General features: G+C 70.5%; 18 protein-coding genes. 7 read left to right on the top strand and 11 right to left on the bottom strand.

The window, feature by feature from the left end:
- Nucleotides 1–26: 26 nt before the first annotated feature.
- The 3 genes from ACS5RC_RS03660 (at nucleotide 27) to ACS5RC_RS03650 (ending at nucleotide 3,395) form a co-directional block, all read left to right on the top strand.
- On the top strand, nucleotides 27–968 hold the full coding sequence (locus tag ACS5RC_RS03660) for an ABC transporter permease (RefSeq protein ID WP_478342444.1): 942 nt from the start codon (nucleotides 27–29) through the stop codon (nucleotides 966–968).
- A gap of 4 nt (nucleotides 969–972) precedes the next feature.
- Nucleotides 973–1,863 (top strand): ABC transporter permease, encoded by an 891-nt coding sequence (locus ACS5RC_RS03655; protein WP_478342443.1) that lies wholly within the window; start codon nucleotides 973–975, stop codon nucleotides 1,861–1,863.
- Between the two features lie 92 nt (nucleotides 1,864–1,955).
- The gene (locus ACS5RC_RS03650) at nucleotides 1,956–3,395 is read left to right on the top strand and encodes an acetamidase/formamidase family protein (RefSeq protein ID WP_478342442.1); all 1,440 of its coding nucleotides are present in this window, start codon (nucleotides 1,956–1,958) and stop codon (nucleotides 3,393–3,395) included.
- An 82-nt stretch (nucleotides 3,396–3,477) separates the two neighbouring features.
- Here the strand turns inward: ACS5RC_RS03650 and rutD are convergent, their stop codons facing one another.
- The 3 genes from rutD to ACS5RC_RS03635 all read right to left on the bottom strand — a co-directional run bounded on the left by rutD (nucleotide 3,478) and on the right by ACS5RC_RS03635 (nucleotide 5,423).
- Complete coding sequence (rutD, locus tag ACS5RC_RS03645; RefSeq protein WP_478342441.1) at nucleotides 3,478–4,251, bottom strand: pyrimidine utilization protein D; 774 nt, start codon at nucleotides 4,249–4,251, stop codon at nucleotides 3,478–3,480.
- Nucleotides 4,251–4,670: a pyrimidine utilization protein C gene (gene rutC, locus ACS5RC_RS03640; RefSeq protein ID WP_478342440.1), complete on the bottom strand. Its 420-nt coding sequence runs from the start codon at nucleotides 4,668–4,670 to the stop codon at nucleotides 4,251–4,253. The genes rutD and rutC overlap by 1 nt, the downstream gene beginning before the upstream one ends.
- Before the next feature lie 360 nt (nucleotides 4,671–5,030).
- Nucleotides 5,031–5,423, bottom strand: coding sequence for a hypothetical protein (locus ACS5RC_RS03635; RefSeq protein WP_478342439.1), 393 nt, complete (start codon nucleotides 5,421–5,423; stop codon nucleotides 5,031–5,033).
- A gap of 334 nt (nucleotides 5,424–5,757) precedes the next feature.
- Between ACS5RC_RS03635 and ACS5RC_RS03630 the strand changes: the two genes are divergently transcribed.
- Together ACS5RC_RS03630 and ACS5RC_RS03625 are read left to right on the top strand one after the other, a co-directional pair.
- Nucleotides 5,758–6,039, top strand: a complete 282-nt coding sequence (locus tag ACS5RC_RS03630) for a DUF2312 domain-containing protein (RefSeq protein WP_478342438.1) — start codon at nucleotides 5,758–5,760, stop codon at nucleotides 6,037–6,039.
- Nucleotides 6,040–6,230: 191 nt separating this feature from the next.
- Entirely contained in the window at nucleotides 6,231–9,485 is a 3,255-nt protein-coding gene (locus ACS5RC_RS03625) for a TRCF domain-containing protein (protein ID WP_478342437.1), read from the top strand.
- Nucleotides 9,486–9,877: 392 nt separating this feature from the next.
- On the opposite strand, the gene ACS5RC_RS03620 is transcribed toward ACS5RC_RS03625, so the two are convergent.
- The 8 genes from ACS5RC_RS03620 to ACS5RC_RS03585 form a co-directional block, all read right to left on the bottom strand.
- Nucleotides 9,878–10,168 carry a hypothetical protein gene (locus ACS5RC_RS03620; RefSeq protein ID WP_478342436.1) on the bottom strand — a complete coding sequence of 97 codons (291 nt, stop codon included), beginning with the start codon at nucleotides 10,166–10,168 and terminating at the stop codon, nucleotides 9,878–9,880.
- Nucleotides 10,169–10,407: 239 nt separating this feature from the next.
- On the bottom strand, nucleotides 10,408–10,797 hold the full coding sequence (locus tag ACS5RC_RS03615; RefSeq protein ID WP_478342661.1) for an exopolysaccharide production protein YjbE: 390 nt from the start codon (nucleotides 10,795–10,797) through the stop codon (nucleotides 10,408–10,410).
- 139 nt (nucleotides 10,798–10,936) lie between these two features.
- Nucleotides 10,937–11,209: a DUF2934 domain-containing protein gene (locus tag ACS5RC_RS03610; protein WP_478342435.1), complete on the bottom strand. Its 273-nt coding sequence runs from the start codon at nucleotides 11,207–11,209 to the stop codon at nucleotides 10,937–10,939.
- A gap of 30 nt (nucleotides 11,210–11,239) precedes the next feature.
- Nucleotides 11,240–11,782, bottom strand: a complete 543-nt coding sequence (locus tag ACS5RC_RS03605; RefSeq protein WP_478342434.1) for a cyclase dehydrase — start codon at nucleotides 11,780–11,782, stop codon at nucleotides 11,240–11,242.
- 85 nt (nucleotides 11,783–11,867) lie between these two features.
- On the bottom strand, nucleotides 11,868–13,040 hold the full coding sequence (locus tag ACS5RC_RS03600; RefSeq protein WP_478342433.1) for a zinc-dependent alcohol dehydrogenase: 1,173 nt from the start codon (nucleotides 13,038–13,040) through the stop codon (nucleotides 11,868–11,870).
- A gap of 81 nt (nucleotides 13,041–13,121) precedes the next feature.
- A complete protein-coding gene (locus ACS5RC_RS03595) occupies nucleotides 13,122–14,096 on the bottom strand; it encodes an alpha/beta fold hydrolase (RefSeq protein WP_478342432.1) in 975 nt (324 codons plus the stop codon).
- A complete protein-coding gene (locus ACS5RC_RS03590) occupies nucleotides 14,093–14,917 on the bottom strand; it encodes an SDR family NAD(P)-dependent oxidoreductase (RefSeq protein WP_478342431.1) in 825 nt (274 codons plus the stop codon). The genes ACS5RC_RS03595 and ACS5RC_RS03590 overlap by 4 nt, the downstream gene beginning before the upstream one ends.
- 9 nt (nucleotides 14,918–14,926) lie before the next feature.
- Entirely contained in the window at nucleotides 14,927–16,426 is a 1,500-nt protein-coding gene (locus ACS5RC_RS03585) for a flavin-containing monooxygenase (protein WP_478342430.1), read from the bottom strand.
- Nucleotides 16,427–16,608: 182 nt separating this feature from the next.
- On the opposite strand from ACS5RC_RS03585, the gene ACS5RC_RS03580 reads away from it, so the two are divergent.
- Complete coding sequence (locus tag ACS5RC_RS03580; RefSeq protein ID WP_478342429.1) at nucleotides 16,609–17,376, top strand: TetR/AcrR family transcriptional regulator; 768 nt, start codon at nucleotides 16,609–16,611, stop codon at nucleotides 17,374–17,376.
- Nucleotides 17,360–20,047, top strand: coding sequence for an excinuclease ABC subunit UvrB (gene uvrB, locus ACS5RC_RS03575; RefSeq protein WP_478342428.1), 2,688 nt, complete (start codon nucleotides 17,360–17,362; stop codon nucleotides 20,045–20,047). Before ACS5RC_RS03580 ends, uvrB begins: the two co-directional genes overlap by 17 nt.
- The last annotated feature ends 221 nt before the right edge of the window (nucleotides 20,048–20,268 follow it).

Here is a 20,268-nt window from a genome sequence, read left to right as displayed (position 1 = left end):
CACCCAAGGCCGGAGCGACCCTTTCCATGACCGACATCGCCCTCCCCGCCCCCGCGGAGGCCATCGCCCCGGCGAAAACGGGCCTGCGCACGGAGGCGCGGCGCCGGCGGCGCCTGACCTATCTCCAGGCCTCGCCGATGGCGCTGGTCTTCGTGGTGTTCCTCGCCGTGCCCCTGGCCCTGACCCTGGTGGTCAGCTTCTGGGAGTACAACGAGTACGAGATCATCCCGGCCTTCACCCTGCAGAACTACAGGGACATCTTCGAAGGCTGCCTCAACACCGCCGATCCGTGCACGACGGTGCGGACCTATCTCTCCACGCTCAAGTTCTGCGCCCTCACCTGGGCCTTCACGCTGCTGATCGGCTTCACGGTGGCCTACTTCCTGGCCTTCCACGTGCGCAGCCGCCTGATGCAGACGGTGCTGTTCCTGATCTGCACGATTCCGTTCTGGACCTCGAACGTGATCCGCATGATCTCGTGGATCCCGTTGCTCGGCCGGAACGGCCTCGTCAACGACACGCTGCGCGGCATGGGCCTGATCGACGCGCCGATCGAGGGCCTGCTCTATTCCGACTTCTCGGTCACGCTGGCCTTCGTGCACCTCTACACGGTGTTCATGATCGTGCCGATCTTCAACTCGATGGCGCGCATCGACCGGGCGCTGATCGAGGCGGCCTACGATGCCGGGGCCACCGGCTGGCAGACCCTGCGCACCGTGATCCTGCCGCTGTGCAAGCCCGGCATCGCCATCGGGTCGATCTTCGTCGTCACCCTGGTGATGGGCGATTTCGTCACCGTCGGCGTGATGGGCGGCCAGCAGATCGCCTCCGTCGGCAAGGTGATCCAGGTTCAGATGGCCTACCTGCAATTCCCGGCCGCCGCCGCCAACGCCGTGGTGCTGCTCTGCGCCGTGATGCTGATCATCCTCGGGCTGACCCGCCTGATCGACCTGCGCCGGGAGCTGTGAGCCGATGAGCGACGCGCCCCGCGGCCTCGCCTTCTACGCGCTCGCCGCCTTCTTCGCCCTGTTCGTGCTGTTCCTGTACGGGCCGACGCTGACGATCCTCGTCCTGAGCTTCCAGGGGCCGCAGGGCGGCCTGACCTTCCCGCTGAACGGCGTCTCCACGCACTGGTTCGGCAAGCTCTGGGCCGGCGTCGGCGTGGTCGACATCTGGGCCGCCTTCGGACGCTCCCTGCGGCTCGGCCTCGTGGCGATGGTGCTCACCGTCGTGATGGCGTTCTTCGCCGGCCTCGCCTTCCGGAAGGGGTTTCGCGGCTCGGGCGCGCTGTTCATGCTCGCCGTGGCGAGCCTGATCGTGCCCTCGATCGTGGTCTCGCTCGGCATCGGCCTCGAATTCCGGCTCGTGGACGACGCGATCAAGGCGCTCGCCGCCGCCACCGGCTGGGGCATCCTGCAGGACCACGGCACCGCGATGGGGCTCTACACCTCGGCGCTGGGCGCCCACCTGACCTGGACGCTGCCCTTCGGCCTGCTCATCATGTTCGCGGTCTTCAACCGCTTCAGCCCCGCCTACGAGGAGGCCGCCCGCGACCTCGGCGCCAGCGGCGCGCAGACGCTCCGCCACGTCGTCGTCCCGATCCTCGCGCCCTCCCTCATCGGCGTCGCGCTGTTCGGCTTCACCCTCTCCTTCGACGAGCTCGCCCGCACCAGCCAGGCGATCGGCGGGCGCAACACCCTCCCCCTCGAGCTCCAGGGCCTGACCACGACCGTGACGACCCCCGAGATCTACGCCCTCGGCACCCTCACCACCGCCGTCTCCGCCGCGGTGATCGGCTCCGCCCTCTGTGCCGTGCTCTGGCTGCAGCGGCGGCGGGCCCGGCGCGGCCTACTGGCGGCCTGAGCCATCCCAGGCCGGTCGGCACCTCACTCGACCGACAGCTTGGCCGCTGGATTGCATTCAAAACTCCGTCTCGTGTCGAAGGGTGAGCCTGAATGTGCCGGGGTGACGATCCGAACTGCGCCGCCTTCGAGGCGCACCGCCTGCGCTACAAGCGGGACATGGAGCCCGAACGGCGCGCCTTCCTGAAGAGCGGCTTCGTGGCGGCGGGCGGGATCGCGGCGCTCGCGGGCGAGTCCCTCTCCCTGGTGAGCCCGGCGCTCGCGGAGGCGAGCGGCGCGCGGGTCCGGGCCACGACCCACTACCACCTGCCGGCCAACGCCGAGACCGTGCACTGGGGCTATTTCAGCCGGAGCCTCAAGCCGCAGGTCGAGATCGCGTCGGGTGACTTCGTCACCATCGAGACGCTGACGCATCAGGCGAGCGACGATGCCGAGCGCATGATCCAGGGCGATCCGGGCGCCGAGAGCGTCTATGCCTGGACGAAGGACCGGATGGCCGTCTCGCCCCGCGGCGCGGGGGCGATGGACGCCAAGCTCGGGCCCGGAGGCGGGCTCGGCGTGCATATCTGCACCGGCCCGGTGGCGATCCGCGGGGCGGAGCCCGGCGACGTCCTCGAGGTCCGCATCCTCGACGTGGCGCCGCGGCCCTGCGCCAACCCCAAATACAAGGGCCTCGCCTTCGGCAGCAACGCCGCCGCGTGGTGGGGCTACCACTACAAGGACCTGATCACGGGCGACAAGCCGCGCGAGGTGGTGACGATCTACGAGGTCGACGCCACCGGCAACCGTGACTGGGCGCGGGCGGTCTACAGCTTCCGCTGGCCGGGCGTGACCGATCCGTTCGGGGTCTCGCACCCGACGATCGATTATCCGGGCCTGATCGTCGATCACGCCAAGACCGCCAAGACCTTCGACGTGCTGAAGGGGATCCGGGTGCCGATCCGCCCGCATTTCGGCACGATGGGCGTGGCGCCGGCCGAGGCCGAGAAGGTCAACTCGATCCCGCCGAACCACACCGGCGGCAACATCGACAACTGGCGCATCGGCAAGGGCGCGACCCTGTACTATCCCGTCGCCGTGCCCGGAGCCCTGTTCTCGGTCGGCGATCCCCATGCCAGCCAGGGCGATTCCGAGCTCTGCGGCACCGCGATCGAGTGCTCGCTCACCGGCACCTTCCAGTTCGTCCTGCACAAGAAGGCGGATCTGCCCGGCACCGCGCTCGAAGCCCTCGACTTCCCGATGATCGAGACCGCCGAGGATTGGGTGCTGTCGGGCTTCAGCTACCCGAACTACCTGCGCGATCTCGGGCCGGACGCCCAGAGCGCGATCTTCGAGAAATCCTCGATCGACCTCGCCATGCGCGACGCCTTCCGCAAGATGCGCCAGTTCCTGATGCACGCGAAGGGGCTGACCGAGGACGAGGCGATCTCCCTGATGTCGATCGCGGTGGATTTCGGCATCACGCAGGTGGTCGACGGCAATTGGGGCGTCCACGCCATCGTCAAGAAGGCGATCTTCGCCGAGCGGGCCTGACGCCTTCCGGTGAGCCACGCCCCGATGATGAACCGGCAGGTCGTCTTCGCCGAGACGATCCGGTTCCCGGCGACCGGGACGGTCAGGGCTGCGCCAGGAAGTCGATGAGCGCGCGGTTGAACCGCTCGGTCCGGGTCACGCTGTGGGCGTGGCCGCCCTCGGCCACCATGTCGAGCCGGGCGTTGGGCAGGCCGGCGACGAGCCGCTCGGAGGCGGTGCAGGGCACCAGCACGTCGTCGCGGGCGGCCATCACCAGGGTCTCGTGCGGGATCTCGCCGAGACGCCCCGTGATGTCGAAGGCCTCCGCCGCGGCGATCCGGGCGAGCACGGTCTCGGCGCCCGGGAAATGGGCGAGGGCGTGCGCTTCGTCGGCCTCCAGCCGCGCGCCGTTCGCCGAGATCCAGGGCGAGGGGTAGAGGAAAATCGCCTGCGCGCGGACATAGGCCTCGGGGCCGGCCCCGTGCAGGATCACCTTGCGGGCGGCAAAGCACCGGCGCGTCGCCGGAGCCATCGCCGACCACGCGTTGATCGCCACGATGCGCCCGACCCGCTCCGGATGGTCGAGGGCGAGCTGGAACCCGATCAGCGCGCCGATGGCGTGCCCGACGATGTCGGCCCGCTCGATCGAGAGGGCGTCGAGCACGCCGAGCGCGTCGCGCGCCATTGCCGCGATGTCGTGGCCGGGCTCCAGCGGCCCGGCGGAGCGGGCGGTGCCGCGGTGATCGTACAGGATCGTACGGAAGCGGGACTCCAGCGCCGGCAGTTGCGGGGCGAAGTAGCCCGCCGACCCGCCGAGCCCCGGCGAGAGCAGGACCGCGCGCGCGCCGGCCCCGCGGACTTCGTGAAAGACGGCCATCAGACGGAGGTGCCGACGTTCAGCGCCGCGACGGGCGTGCCGAGATGGGCGATGGAGGCGATCTCGACGCGGGCCTCGGGCTTCACGAGGCCGCACTGGATGCAGTAGCGGGCCGGCTTGTCGCCGGGGAAATAGGCGGCGTAGACGGCGTTGATCGCCGCGTAGTCGGCCCAGTCGGTAAGGAAGACGTGGTTGAAGGTCACGTCCGCCAGGCTGCCGCCGGCGGCCTCCACCACGCCCTTGATGGTCTCCAGCACGTGGCGGGTCTGGGCGCCCGCATCGCCCACATGCACCACGTTGGCCTCCGCATCGAGCGGCAGCGTGCCGGAGACGTAGAGCACCCCGTCGGCCAGCGTGCCGGGCACGTAGGGCGCCAGCGGCTTGCCCGTGCCGGGCGGGATCACGACGGTCTTGGGCATGGCAGGTCTCGAAACGGCGGAGGGGCGTAGCAGGCCCGGCCGGCGCCGCGTGCAGCGTCTCGGCGCACGGAATGGCCCGAGGCATGGCGCGAGGGTCGGCGGGCGCTATGCGGGACGGTACCCAATCGACGCGACCGGTCAAACGCCGAAGCGGGGACAATCGATACTCTGCACAAACCTTCGGCGCGGTGCCGCGAGACTCGGCGCTCCATGCCCGCAGGCTCGGCTGATCTCGGGAGAGCTTTCGGTTTGCGAGGCGTCCCGGCCGTCACAGGGGGCCGCCCCGACGAGTCGGGGCGGGCGCGACGGAGACACGCCGTTCGCAGACGCTCCGGAGCCGGCCGGTGGCCGGCCCGGGTCTCAGCTCCGGGCGGGGCGCAGGGACTGGATCAGGCGGGGGAGAAGCCGACGGCGCGGCTCGCTGCCGTCCGCGTGCTCCTCCAGGTCGCCAACCTCGTCGCCAAGCTCCTCGGCGCCCGGATCCCCGTCAGCGGACCGATCCTCGCCGGACGCACGTACCTCACTCTCGGTGAGTTCCGCCCCGTCGCCCATCACGCGGGTGAGGACATCGACCACGAGTTCGGGAACGGGCTGGTCATAGTCTTGGAGGAGCAGGGCCGCCTTGCCGAGCGCGGTCAACTTCATCATGGACGCATTGCCCATCATGCTCTCGCGCAAGACCTGATCCGCCAGGACACCCGCGAGGCGAGACACCTCGGACAGGCGCCCACTGTCGAAGCTGCCATCCATCATGGTCGTCGCAATCCCTGTCGCACGAATTCTCGCCGGCCCGGCAGCGGCAAGAATCCAACATTTGTTAGCACATCGATCAGTTTCGATCACGTCGGTTGACCAAACCGATACGCAGCATGGAACAGAAATTCAATCGTGCAAATCACTTATGCAACGCTTCCGAATCCATGCCGAACGTTCGAAGGCTCGATCCATGACCTCGAACATCTGACCAAGTCTGACCCCTTTACGGTCGTCCCGCCGGAGTGACAGGCTCCCTCGCGAGGCGGCCGCGCTTAACCATCCGCTTACCGCGATCGAACAGGTTGGCGCCCGGATCAGGCAAGGAGAGAGCATGTCCGACACCACCGATACCCTTGGCGTCGCGGGTGACCGTATTCGTTCGATCATCGAGCGCATCGAGCGCATCGACGAGGAGATCAAGGACCTGATGGAGACCAAGAAGGAGGTCTTCTCCGAAGCGAAGGGCGAGGGCCTCGACGTCAAGGTGCTGAAGGAGATCCTCAAGCTGCGCAAGCAGGACAAGGACGAGCGTGACGAGCAGGAGACACTGCTCGATCTCTATCTCCGGGCGATGGATGCCCCCGCCCCCGCGCCCATCGCGCAGGCCGCCTGAGGCGGCCTCGAACCCGCGGGTTCGAGGCCCTGCCGATGGCCCGGTCACGGCGATGACCGGGCCGGTCGCGCGGGTTTCTGGGGATTGCGGCGATCGGGCCCGGAGCCCGCGCGGCGCTCGCAAGTTTCCATGGGGCGTGTGCCGCGCAGGTGCGACACACGACCCGTTGAGCGCGTGACCCCCGGACACCGATGGCAAAACGCAGGACGAGAGCGCACGCGACCCTCGATCAGGAGGCGCCGCTCGTGCCGACGGGGGCCCTCGCCGTCGCGCTGCTGGGCATGTGCGATCGGGCGGCGCCCCTCGTGCACGTGGCCCGAGACGAGCGTCGGCTGGAGGCGATCGCCGACATCCTGACGGCGCTGGACCCGGCGCTTCGCGTTGCGATCTTCCCCGCCTGGGATTGCCTGCCCTTCGACCGGGCCTCGCCGTCCCGCGGCGTGATGGGCAGACGGGCCGGCGTCCTGCGCTGGCTCACCGATGCCGAGCAGCGGCCCGACATCGTGCTCAGCACGGCGCCGGCCCTGATCCAGAGGGTGCCGCCGCCCGAAACCTGGGCCGATGCCCGCGTCGAGATCCGCGTCGGCGACCGCCTCGACACCGAGGCGCTCACGACCGCCCTCGTCCGTCTCGGCTACATCCTCGACGACCGGGTCGACGAGCCCGGGGAATTCGCGATCCGGGGTCGCACCATCGACGTTTTCCCGGCCGCGAGCCCCCTGCCCTGCCGGGTCGAGCGCGACGGCGAGCGCGTCACCGGCATCCGGGCCTACGATCCGATCTCGCAGCGCTCGCAGGCCGCGACCGACTGCCTGGTGATCGACCCCGCCACTGAGATCATCCTTCCCCCCGACGCGGCCTCGCGCCTGAGGCCGTTCACCGGCCAGGAGCACGGTCTCGCCCGCTTCTACGATCGCCTCGCCTCGGTGCCGGACGTGGTGCCGGATGCCCGGTTCGTGGTCGAGGCCGGCGCGCAGGCCCGCGCCGACGCCTTCTTCGAGCAGATCGCCGACGGTCGGGAGGGAGCGAGCGGGCCCGATGCCGGCGCGCTCTACCTGGATCCGGACGCCTGGGCCGCCCTCATGCGCAGGCGCGTCCTGGCGGTCGCGACGGAGGCAGAGGGCGCGGATGTCGCGATCCCAGCCTTCGTGCGCCAGAGCCGCGCTAACGCCGCCTTCGCCAAGGCGCTGCAGACCTGCCTGAAGGCGGGCGAGCGGGTGGTGCTCGCGGGGCCGGACCGGACGCTGCGCCGGTTCGCGCGCCAGGCCGAGCGGGCCGGGGCCGAGCGGGTGCGGCCGATCACGGCCTGGGCGGAGGCGGTCGCCGCAGCGCCGGGCTCGGTGCTGGCCCTGGAGGCGCCGATCGAGGCCGGCTTCCGCAGCCCCTCCGACGGGATCGTGGTCTTCGCAGCCGCCGATCTCTACGGTCAGCGCGCCGGCTCCAGCGAGGCCCGCGTCGCGACTCTGCCGCTCGGCGAGGTGGAGCTGCGCGCGGGCGATGTCGCGGTAGACCGCGACAACGGGCTCTGCGTCTTCGAGGGCCTCGACCGTCTCGGACCGGAAGGCGGCGAGGCCCTGCGTCTGCGCTTTGCCGGAGACGACGTGCTGATGCTGCCGGTCTCTCAGGCCGACCGTGTTTGGCGCTACGGCTCCGATCCCGAGGCCGTCGGGCTCGACCGCCTCGCCAGCGCCTCCTGGACCCGCCGCCACAGCGAGGCGGAGGCGACGATCGCCCGCACCGCCCGCGAGATGGTCGCCCTTGCCGAGCGCCGCGCCGGCGCGAAGGCGCCCGTGCTCACGCCGCCGGAGCGCGAGATGGAGCGCTTCGCCGCCGGCTTCGGCTTCAGCCTGACGCTTGATCAGGCCGCCGCCACCGAGGCCCTGCTGGCCGACCTCGCCTCGGGCCACCCGATGGACCGGCTTGTCTGCGGCGATGTCGGGTTCGGCAAGACCGAGGTGGCCCTGCGCGCCATCGCCGCCGCGGTCTTCTCCGGCCGCCAGGTCGCGCTTGTCGCACCCACGACGGTCCTCGTCCGCCAGCACCTGCGCACGCTGGAGCGGCGCTTCGCCCGGTTCGGCATCGCGGTGGGCCAGCTCTCCCGCCTCGTCGGCCCGGCCGAGGCGAAGCGCGTGCGCGACGGCCTCGCCGACGGATCGATCCGGATCGTGGTCGGGACCCATGCGATCGCGGGGCGAGGCGTACGCTTCGCCGATCTCGGCCTCACGGTGATCGACGAGGAACAGCGCTTCGGTGCCGGGATCAAGGACCGGCTCCGGGCGATGGCGCCCGAGGGCCACGTGCTGACGCTCACCGCGACGCCGATCCCGCGCACGCTGCAGGCGGCGCTGGTGGGCCTGCGCGCGCTCAGCGTGATCGCGACGCCGCCGGCCGTGCGCCAGCCGATCCGCACGGTGATCGCTCCCTTCGCGCAGGAGACCGTGCGGGCCGCCCTGATGCGCGAGGCCCAGCGCGGCGGGCAGAGCTTCGTCGTCTGCCCGCGCATCGAGGATCTCGAGCCGATGGCGCGGCGCCTCAAGGCCGCGGTGCCGGAGCTGTCGCTGACGATCGCGCATGGGGGCCTCAAGCCCGCCGCGATGGACGAGGTGATGATCCGCTTCGCCGACGGCGACGGCGACGTGCTGCTCGCCACCAGCATCATCGAGAGCGGCCTCGACGTGCCGCGGGCCAACACCATGCTGGTCTGGAACGCGGACCGGTTCGGCCTCGCCCAGCTGCACCAGCTGCGCGGCCGTGTGGGACGCGGCCAGCGCCGCGGCTCGGTCTACCTGCTGAACGACCCCGAGCGCGCCCTCACCCCGACCGCGGAGAAGCGTCTGCGGACCCTCGAGGCCCTCGACCGGCTGGGGGCCGGCTTCACCATCTCGGCCCGCGACCTCGACCATCGCGGCGCGGGCGACCTCGTGGGCGACGCCCAGGCCGGGCACGTCAAGCTGATCGGCCTCGGGCTCTACCAGCACATTCTCCAGCTCGCCCTGCGCGCGGCCAAGGGCGAGACCGCCGAGGATTGGCGTCCGGAGATCAATCTCGGGCTCAGCGGCACGATCCCGGCCGATTATACCCCGGAGCCCGAGTTGCGCCTGAGCCTCTACACCCGCCTGCTGCGGCTCGGATCTCTCGAGGAGGTCGACGCCCTCTGCGCCGAGATGGAGGACCGCTTCGGCCCGGTGCCCGCGGAGGTCGAGGCGCTGGTGACGCTGGCCCGCCTGCGGGTGCAATGCCGCGCGCTCGGCATCGCCCGTCTCAGCGGCGGCCCGGCCGGCATCGCCGCGGATTTCCGGCCGGGCCGCCGCCCGCGCGCCCTCGCCCTCGGCGAGGACGTCACCGTTCGCGAGGGCCGCATCGTGCTGAAGCGGCACGCCGCCGACGCGGCGGCATGCGGGCGGCTCGCCGATGCGCTGCTCGAACGGCTGGAGCCGCCGGCCTGACGGAGTCCGGCTGCCTGATCGGATTCGGCGCGAACGCCCGGCTGCGCAAGGCCTTACGGAACCGACGGCAGTACCATGCCCGTCTTCTTCCACCTGCGCACCGGCGTGGCGTTCGAGCGAGGGTACGGGACTCGAGATAGAGAGCCTCCAGGCTGCCTATCGGGCCGCCTGCGAGACCGTGCCGGGAATGATGTCAGATCGCGCGCGAGCGGTCCGATATCTGCGGCTGCCGCTTCGAGGTCGGCGAAGCGGCGGGACGGATCCTGATGGAGGTGCCGTGATCGCGTGATGCTGGCTTTCCACGACGAGATGCGCGACCTCCGCACGAACATCACGCGCGCGTACCGAGGTCGCCCGGACGGCCGCGCTCCGGGGCGGCGGCCGGTCGCGCGCTAGGCGGCCGGCGGTCGGCGCGAGACCGGCGGGACGGCCTGCTCGGCCGGATGGGTATCGACGGCGTGCAGGCCTTTGGGCGAACCCGGCGCGTATTCGTAGCGGTAGGCCCGCTCGAGGCTCATCAGCGTCCGAAGCGGGGGCTCGGCGAGGTCGAGCAGCTTGGCATCCCGCCAGCGGAGCTTGAACGCCCCCTTCGGCCCGAACCACCGTGGCCGCTTGTCCTCGACCAGAAGGACGAGTTTGCCCGACCACGTCTTCCGAAACCAGAACCGCCCCGTCAGAGACATCGCGCACCCACGCCGGCACGGCATCGGAGCCGGGCTGAGACGACGATGCACGCGCGACCGCGACCGGGGTACTGCACAGGTTAAATCCGGCCGGCTCCCTGGAAAAACTTATCGCGGGTCGCGGGGTCCGAACGCAGCCGGGCCGGAGCTCACCCCGAAAGGCAGGCCCCGGCCCGTGTCGCCGCGTGCGGGATCAAGGGGAGTGGCCGAGGCGAGGACGCCCCGGCCCCGTCACCCGATCAGCAATCGTCGTTGCCCTTCTTGCCGAGATCCTGGTTGGCGCCGGCATTGTTCATCGCGCCCACCGTGCCGGGCGAGGCCGGCTGCTGACCGCCCGCAAGGTTCTTGGCGGCCGGATCGGTGCGGTCACCCTGGTTCGGCGTTCCCTGATTCGTGGCGGCCATCTGGTTGGCGCCGGCATTGTTCATGGCGCCGACGGTGCCCGGCGAGGCCGGCTGCTGGCCGCCGGCAAGGTTCTTGCTCGAGTTGTCGACGTCCGAGCTCTTCATGTTGGCCTGCTGATCCGGGCTCTTGCCCTTGGTCGAGCCCGTGTTGCAGGGGGCTGCGACGGCCGCGCCCGCCGTGAAGGCCAGAATGGCAAAGGCGCTTGCGATACCAGACATCTTCATTGCGTATTCCTCCAAAAATCTTTTGCGGCTGGTCAATCCTTTCACATGGGTGAAGGTTCCACCGTCAAGCTGCAGCAAGTGTAGTTGCAGGACTGGCGAAGGTCCCGGACTTAGCCGACGGATCCTTCCCACCGATCCGTCAGGGGGTCCCGTCGGTCTCCGAGCGCGGGCCCGCAGAGCGTCGGTCGCGTTCGGCCTTCAGCTCCCGCTCGGCGAGCAGCCAGAACTGGATCTCGAAACCCTCCGGCCGGTGGTTGCGCTCCCAGAGTTCGTAGGCCCGCTCCCGGATCTGCTCGAAGCTGATCTCACCCGGATGTGCCGTGTCCCGCTCGGCCTGGGACGGGCCCGGAGCCATCTCGGGCGGCACAGCCTTCGCGAGGCCCGCATGAGGCTCGTCTTCGTCGCCCGGCACGCATCCTCCTCCGCTGTGTCGTCCCAGGCCTCAAGCCGCCCAGGGCCGCAGCAGTTCCGCGCTGCGGAACCCGGTCGGCGCCACGAAGTCCCGCGCCGCGCCGCGCGCGCGCTGCACGCCCCGCGGATAGCCGGAGCGGTCGTGATAGGACCGGATCGGCGGCAGGGGACGCCGCGTCTGCCGGTCGAGATTGCGGGCACAGACGGCATCGACGGCGGTGACGCCCAGCACCAAGCCCATCGCGGCGAGGATGGCGTCGGTGCGCGCGTGGCGCGCGTTCAGGCCGGCGCCAAGGGTGGCGAGATCGAGCGCGTCCCCCGCGACCCGCCCCCAGATCCACGGCGCCGGATCCTCGCTCGCGAGGATGCCGATCCCGGTGCCGATCTCGCGCAGGCCGTAGGCCCGGATCAGGTCGGTCCGCTCCTCCATGCCGAGCCGGCGCGCGATCCTGTGTCCGGCGAAGAGTTCGGCGAGACCCAATCCGAGGGACAGGTAGCCGAGCCCGCGCGCGAGGCGGTCCGTGCCCTGGGCGGGGTGTCCGGGCCGGCCGGAGGCGTAACCTTCGTAGCGCATGGGTGGGCTCGCTTCGACGGAGGGGATGAGGCCGGGCGCCGCCCTTTCGCCGCGGATCCGCGACGCAGCGGCGCCCGCGTTCGGCTCAGGGCCGGATCACGACCTTGATGCAGCCGTCCTTCTTGTCCCGGAAGGTCTTGTACATCTCGGGCCCCTCTTCGAGCCCGATCCGGTGCGTGATGACGAAGGACGGGTCGATCTGCCCTTCGTCGATCCGCCGGACGAGATCGTCGGTCCAGCGGTTCACGTGGGTCTGGCCCGTGCGCAGGGTCAGGCCCTTGTTCATGAAGGCGCCGAACGGGATCTTGTCGAGAAGGCCGCCATAGACGCCGGGCACGGAGAGCGTGCCGGCGGGGCGGCAGACATACATCATCTCCCGCAGCACATGCGGCCGGTCTGTCTCCAGCATCACAGCCTGCTTGGCGCGGTCGTACATCGAGTCCACCGTGCCGGTGGCGTGCGCCTCAAGGCCGACCGAGTCGATGCACTTCTCCGGGCCCTTGCCGCCGGTGAGCTCGTTCAGGCGCTCGATCACGCTCTCCTCGGCGAAGTTGATGGTGATCGCGCCGCCGGCGCGCGCCATCTCGAGACGCTCCGGCACGCGGTCGATGCAGACCACCTGCTTCGCCCCGAGCAGGACCGCCGACCGGATCGCCATCTGGCCGACCGGGCCGGCGCCCCAGATCGCGACCGTGTCGGTGGGCTCGATCTCGCACTGGACCGCCGCCTGCCAGCCCGTGGGCAGGATGTCGCTCAGGAATAGGACCTGCTCGTCGGTGAGCGAATCCGGCACCTTGATATGCGTCTTGTCGGCGAAGGGAATGCGCAGGTACTCGGCCTGCCCGCCCGGATAGCCGCCGGTGAGATGGGTGTAGCCGAACAGGCCCGCCGTGGTGTGGCCGAAGGCCTTGGCGGCGATGTGCTTGTTGCGGTTCGAGCGCTCGCAGACCGAGAAGAAGCCGCGCTTGCACTGGTCGCACTCGCCGCAGATGATGGTGAAGGGCACGACGATGCGATCGCCCTTCTTCAGGGCGCCGTTGATGCCCCTGCCCACTTCGACCACCTCTCCCATGGTCTCGTGGCCCATGATGTCGCCCTTCTCCATGCCGGGCATGAAGTGGTCGTAGAGGTGCAGGTCGGAGCCGCAGATCGCGCAGGCGGTGACCTTGATGATGGCGTCGCGATCGTCCTCGATCTCTGGATCCGGAACCGTGTCGCAGCGGATGTCCTGCGTGCCGTGCCAGACCAGTGCCCTCATCGTGCGTCCTCGGCGTTTTTCGGATGACCTGTCCGACGAACCCGCGAGGCGGCGAGTGTTTCCCGCGAAAATGGTCGCGGCTCACGCGTCGGCGACGGCGCGGCCCTCGGCGGACTCGGCCGCGACCGCGTGGATCCAGTCCGCGACCCGGTCCGGAACGGTCACGGGCAGCATGTGGCCGCCCTCGATGAGCGTCAGCGCCAGCGAGGGGATCGCCCGCCGGAGCCCTTCGGCCTGCTCGACCGGTGAGAGGACCCTGTCCTCGCGGCCGTAGAGCATCGCGATGGGCATCCGGAGTTCGCCGTAGCGGGGCTGCAGGCCCCACATGTCTTCGCCGGCGGCCACGAGATCCGAGGAGGCGTTGTAGAAGCTGCTCGGGCGCAGGCTGAGCAGCCCTCCGCCGCGCACGGGGAAATCCGACGGCGCCTCCTCGGGCCCGAAGACGGTGTCGAGGGTCCGCGCGCGCGCCAGGATCGCCAGGGGCGTCGCCAGCGTCCAGGCCGTCAGGAGGCGCAGCCACCGCGAGCGGATGGCCAGGAGCCTGAAGACCGGAGGCGCGCGCCCGGTCGGCTGGGTGAGCGGGGCGACGAGAGCCAGGGCGCGCAGGCTGCCGGGATGGTTCAGGGCGAGCGCCAGGGCGATGGCGCCCCCGAGGGAATGGCCGACGACGAGCGGGCGTTCGAGCCCGAGCGCGGCGATGACGCCCGCGACCGCATCCGCCTGTCCGGGAAGATCGGCGGAGGCGCGCCAGCCGCGGGGCGAGTAGCCGGAACCGGGTCTGTCGATCAGTACCACCCGGTAGCGGTCGGACAGCCGATCGAGCAGGCCGTAGGTGAAATTGCCGAGCTGGCCGCCCAAGCCGTGGATCAGGACGATCGCCGGGCCCTGCCCCTCGTCCACGATGTGGATCGATCGCCCGCCGACCGTGAGCCTGCGCCCGCGGGGCGGGACGAGGCGCTCGACGCGGCAGGCCGTGCGCCACGTGAACAGGGCGAGCCCGGATGCGGCCAGGGCGAGGATTGCCGGGACCGCGGCGAGCGCGAGAAGGCCGCTCATCGGCTCGGTCGCGCCAGGCGGCTGATCGCGCGCCAGTAGGAGACGGGGGCGATCCGCTCGATGAGCGACACCAGCTTGGCATCCGTCCCGACGAGGACGCGCCCGCGCCGGCGCTCGACCGCCGCGACGATGATCTCCGCGGCCCGTGGCGGGGGCAGCGTCAGCAGGCTCTTGGAGAGGCGGCGGCCGCGCTCCGCCTCCTCGGGCGAGACGCTCGCCGGAATCCTGGCCCTGTCGGCGATGGCGGTGGCGACGCCGCCCGGATGCACCACCGTGACGCCGACGGAGGAGCCGGCGAGCTCGTGCCGCAGCGCCTGCGAGAACCCCCGCACCGCGAATTTGCTCGCCGCGTAGGCGGTCTGTCCCGGAGGCGCGATGAGGCCGTAGAGGCTCGACAGGTTGACAATGCGGGCCTCCGGGCTCGCCCGGAGCATCGGCAGGAAGGCGCGGGTCATCCGCACCACCCCGAAGAAGTTGATGTCGATGAGCCAGTCGAAATCGGCCTCGCTCGCCTGCTCGAACGTGCCGCCGAGCGCCACACCCGCGTTGTTCACGAGGAGATCGAGGCCCGGATGCTCCGCCCGGATCGCCTCCGGGAAGGCCATGACCGCGTCGCGGTCCGCGACGTCGAGGCGGTGGCGGCTGACGCGAACCGTGCCGGGCAGGAGCCGCGCCGTCTCGGCGAGACCCGCCTCGTCGATGTCGGCCAGGGCGAGGTGGCAGCCGCGCCGGGCGAGCGTGGCCGCCAAGGCGCGCCCGATCCCGCTGCCGGCGCCGGTGATCAGGGCGGTGCGGCCCGCGAGATCGAAACTGTTGCCCATGGTCCGTCCTCAGGCCGCCTTGCGGGATTCTGCCGGGCGCCCGAACTCGAGCGTCCCGTCGTCGATGCGCCCGTAACGCAGGGCGGCGAGGTCGAGCACGTAGTTCTGGTAGAGCTTCCAGGGCTTGCGCGAGCCCTGCTTCGGCAGGACCGCGCTCGCGCGCTGGATGTAGCCGGAGGTGAAGTCGATGGCCGGCTCCGTGCCCTCGGTGCCGTCGCGGCGCGGCACGCACCAGCGGTCGCCCCGCGCGTCCATGCGGCGGATCAGGCGGCAGACGTAGCGCGCCGTCAGCTCGCATTTCAGGGTCCAGGACGCGTTGGTGTAGCCGATGGCGACCGCGAAGTTCGGCACGTCGCTCAGCATCATGCCCTTGTAGAGATAGCTGTTCGCCGGATCGACGGCCTTCCCGTCCACCGACACAGCCATGCCGCCGACCATCTTCACCCGCAGGCCGGTGGCGGTGACGATCACGTCGGCCTCGAGCCGCCGCCCGGAGGCGAGCTGCAGGCCAGTCTCCGTGAAGGTCTCGATGGTGTCGGTCTCGACGGAGGCCGAACCCTTGCCGATCGCCCGGAACAGGTCGCCGTCCGGCACGAGGCAGAGCCGCTGGTCCCAGGGCTTGTAGGTCGGGGTGAAGTGGGTGGCGACGTCGTAGTCGGGGCCGAGCTGCGCCCGGATCCCGCCGAGGATGCGCTGCGTCATGGCTTCGGGCTTCCGGCGGGCGAACTGATAGAAGAAGATGCTCAGGGCCACGTTCTTCCAGCGCACCAGCGCGTGGGCGAGCCGCTCCGGCACCCGGCCGCGCAGCCGGTCGGCGATGCGGTCGCGGGACGGCAGCGAGACGATGTAGGTCGGCGAGCGCTGCAGCATCGTGACGTGGGCGGCGCTCCGGGCCATCTCCGGCACCAGCGTCACCGCCGTGGCGCCGCTGCCGATCACCACGACGCGCTTGCCCGCGTAGTCGAGATCGTCCGGCCAAGCTTGCGGATGCACGATCCGGCCGCGGAACCGCTCGGTGCCCGGCCAGTCGGGCCGGTAGCCGCCGGCATAATCGTAGTAGCCGGCGCAGACATAGAGGAAGCCGCAGGTGTAGCGGGCCGAGCCCGTCCCGGACTCGACGTCGACCGTCCAGAGCGCACTGGCGGAATCCCAGGCGGCAGCGGTGACGCGGTGGCCGAAGCGGATCCTGCGGTCGATCCCGTACTCGGCCGCGGTGTCGCGCAGGTAGGTCAGGATCGAGGCGCCGTCTGCGATGGCCTTGTCTCCGGTCCAGGGCCGGAAGCCGAAGCCGAAGGTGTAGAGATCCGAATCCGAGCGCAGTCCGGGATAGCGGAACAGATCCCAGGTCCCTCCGATCGCATCGCGCGCCTCGAGGATGGCGTAGCTCTTATCCGGGCAGCGGGTCTGCAGGTAATAGCCGGCGGCGATCCCCGAGAGCCCGGCGCCGATCACCAGCACGTCGAGATGGTGGGTCGCGTGACCCGCGGTGGCGAGCGGGACGGCGTTCATGGGATCCTCCGGCATCTGCGGCATCCGAATCGCGAACCGATTCTGTCGTTGCCTAAGATTAAGGTGTTTACCTCAATCGCGTCAACGCGGGTCGGGTGCCCTTGCGGCGGTGCGCCGCTCTCGGCACACCGTACAGGGCGCCGGCCTTCGGCGGCGGCAGGCTCGAGCAGGGTCGACGAGGCATGGACGCGCAGCCGGACGCGGAGACCGGAGCGGCGGGACCCGCCGGCCGCAGACGCAAGCCGCCCGGCGGCAAGACCCGGGCGCGGATCCTCGACGCCTGCCGCGACCTCTTCAACGAGCGCGGGCCCGCCGCCGTCACGACGGCGGAGATCGCCGCCGCGGTCGCCATCAACGAGGGCAACCTGCATTACCATTTCCAGCGCAAGGAGCAGATCCTGGAGGCGCTGTTCGGCCTGTTCGAGGCCGGGTTGCGGGACGCGGCTCTCGCCCATCGCGCCTGCGGGGCGGATCCGGGCGGCTACCGCGGCTACCTGTTCGGCTGGTTCCGGGTGATGTGGGCGTGGCGGTTCTTCTACCGGGACGGCGCGGTGGTGTTCCGCCTGGCGCCGAGCCTGCGCCCGCGCCTGAAGCGCCTCAGCGACGAGGGCCATGCCGAGACCCGCCTCGCCATCGAGGGGATGCGGGCGGCCGGGCTGGTCGAGATCGCCCCGGAGGCGGTCGACGCGCTGGTGGTCAACGCCTGGATCTGCTCGACCTACTGGCTCGACTACCTGCGCTCGCGCCGCGGAATCGAGGAGGTCCGGCGCGAGCACGTGGATTGGGGCGCGGCCCAGGTCACCAGCCTGTTCCGGCCCTACCTGACCGCGTCGGGCCGGCTCGTCCTCGACGGGCCGCCCGCCGGCGCGGAACGCGCCGCGGAAGCGGGCGGGCGGCCTTCCGCTGCGGGCGTCCAGGGACCATATTCGGATCATGGCGACACCCCGTAAGTCCCGGCGCGAGACGGCAAAAGGCCAGCAGAAGGCCGACAAGCCCGAACTCCAGCCCCTCGACCCCTTCCTGGCCGATCTGCTCAGCCCGGCGCTCAACCGGAACCGCTTGCCGGAACCGGAGCGGCCGGCTCCGGCAAAACGCGGGCGCAAGGCCGCGCCGCGTGGGTTCGGCGAGGCGCCGCAGGCCGGGCTCACGGGAGCCGTCGAAGCCCCGATCGATCCGCGCCTCGCCCAATCGCTCGGCCTGACGCCGCCCGAGGATGGGCCGGCGCCCGAGGGCGCGCCCGACACCGATCCGCTGGACCCGGGCGGCGCCTCCGCCACGGTGACGGCCCTGGAGCGCCTCCTGACCGAGGGCAACCCGCTGTTCAAGGACGGCCAGACCTGGGTGCCGCACCGGCCCGAGCGTCCGCAGAAGTCCGAGGGCGGCGTCCGCTTCACGCTGAAATCCGAGTTCACGCCCGCGGGCGACCAGCCCACCGCCATCGCCGAGTTGGTGCGGGGCGTGCAGGCGCACGAGCGCGATCAGGTCCTGCTCGGCGTCACCGGGTCGGGCAAGACCTTCACCATGGCCAAGATCATCGAGGAGACCCAGCGCCCGGCCCTGATCCTCGCCCCGAACAAGACGCTCGCCGCACAGCTCTACGGTGAGTTCAAGGGATTCTTTCCCGATAACGCGGTGGAATACTTCGTCTCCTACTACGACTACTATCAGCCCGAGGCCTACGTGCCGCGCTCGGACACCTTCATCGAGAAGGAGAGCTCGATCAACGAGCAGATCGACCGCATGCGCCACTCGGCCACCCGCGCCCTCCTGGAGCGCGACGACGTGATCATCGTCGCCTCGGTCTCGTGCATCTACGGTATCGGCTCGGTCGAGACCTACACGGCGATGTCGTTCACGGTGACGCTCGGGGAGCGCATCGAGCAGCGTCAGCTCATCGCCGACCTCGTGGCGCTGCAGTACAAGCGCATCCAGTCCGACTTCGCCCGCGGCACCTTCCGGGTCCGCGGCGACACGATCGAGCTTTGGCCGGCCCACTTGGAGGATCGCGGCTGGCGCCTCGGCCTGTTCGGGGACGAGATCGAGAGCATCGTCGAGTTCGACCCGCTCACCGGCAAGACCATCAGCGAGCTGAAGTTCGTGAAGGTCTACGCGAACTCGCACTACGTCACGCCGCGCCCGACGCTGCAGCAGGCGATCCGGGGCATCAAGGCCGAGCTGAACGCCCGTATCGAGGAACTCACCAAGATGGGCCGGCTGATCGAGGCCCAGCGCATCGACCAGCGCTGCACCTTCGACATCGAGATGATCGAGGCGACCGGCGCCTGCAACGGCATCGAGAACTATTCGCGCTACCTCACCGGCCGCAAGCCCGGCGAGCCGCCGCCCACCCTGTTCGAGTATCTGCCCGACAACGCCCTCGTCTTCACCGACGAGAGCCACGTCACCGTGCCGCAGATCGGCGGCATGTACCGGGGCGACTTCCGCCGGAAGGCGACGCTCGCCGAGTACGGCTTCCGGCTGCCCTCGTGCCTCGACAACCGCCCGCTCCGCTTCGAGGAGTGGGAGGCGATGCGGCCCCAGACGGTCCATGTCTCGGCCACGCCCGGCAAGTGGGAGATGGAGCAGACCGGCGGCGTCTTCGCGGAGCAGGTGATCCGCCCGACCGGCCTCGTCGATCCGGTGATCGAGGTGCGTCCGGCTCGCTCGCAGGTGGACGACCTCCTGGGCGAGGTCCGGGAGGTGTCCCAGGCCGGCTACCGCACCCTGGTCACCACCCTCACGAAGCGGATGGCCGAGGATCTCACCGAGTACCTGCACGAGAACGGGGTGCGGGTGCGCTACATGCACTCCGACATCGACACGCTGGAGCGGATCGAGATCATCCGCGACCTCCGGCTCGGCGCCTTCGACGTGCTGATCGGCATCAATCTGCTGCGCGAGGGCCTCGACATCCCGGAATGCGCGCTCGTGGCCATCCTCGACGCCGACAAGGAGGGCTTCCTGCGCTCCGAGACCTCGCTGGTGCAGACGATCGGGCGCGCCGCCCGCAACGCCGATGCCCGCTGCATCCTCTACGCCGACCAGATCACCGGCTCGATGGAGCGGGCGATGGCGGAGACGGAGCGGCGGCGCCAGAAGCAGCTCGCCTACAACGCCCAGCACGGCATCACGCCGCAGAGCGTGAAGCGCGGGATCGCCGACATCCTCAGCAGCGTGTTCGAGCGCGACCACGTGCAGGTGGATACGGGACTTGCCAGGGATGCGATCACGGTCGGCCACAACCTCAAGGCCGTGATGGCGGATCTCGAGAAGCGCATGCGCACGGCCGCCGCCGATCTGGATTTCGAGGAGGCTGCGCGCCTGCGCGACGAGCTGAAGCGTCTCCAGGCGACGGAACTCCTCGTCTCCGACGATCCGATGGCGCGCCAGGGCGACGTGGAGCGCGAGGCCGGCAAGTTCGGCCGCAAGGCGCCGCGGACGGCCGGCGGCAGCCGGATCTCGAAGCCCGACCTCGACGACATGGGCCCGGGCACCGACCGCGAGATGCCGGTCGGCTCGGCTCCGCCGGTCTGGCAGGAGCGGCCGAAGCCTCGCTCGACGCAGGGACTCGGCGGCCAGAAGCCGAAATACAAGGGCGGCGGAGGCCGCCGCCGCGGCTAGAGACTGCGTCGCGCCGACGGGGACGCCGTCTAGGCCTGGGCAGGCTCGTCGAGACAGGCGTGGCGCGGGTCGCGAAAAGGCCCGCGCGAGGGGCCCGCCCTCAGCCGGTCACGAACGATAGGAATGTGCGCCGCCTGTGCCGCCGCGCACGGAGTTCGTGCACGGGATCGGCGATCCAGCAGTCACGCCATGCTGTGACCGACTGCGGAGATAGCCGCCAA

It is taken from the genome of Methylobacterium sp. HJ2 (assembly GCF_056431005.1).
This window is presented reverse-complemented; position numbering and strand designations above follow the sequence as displayed.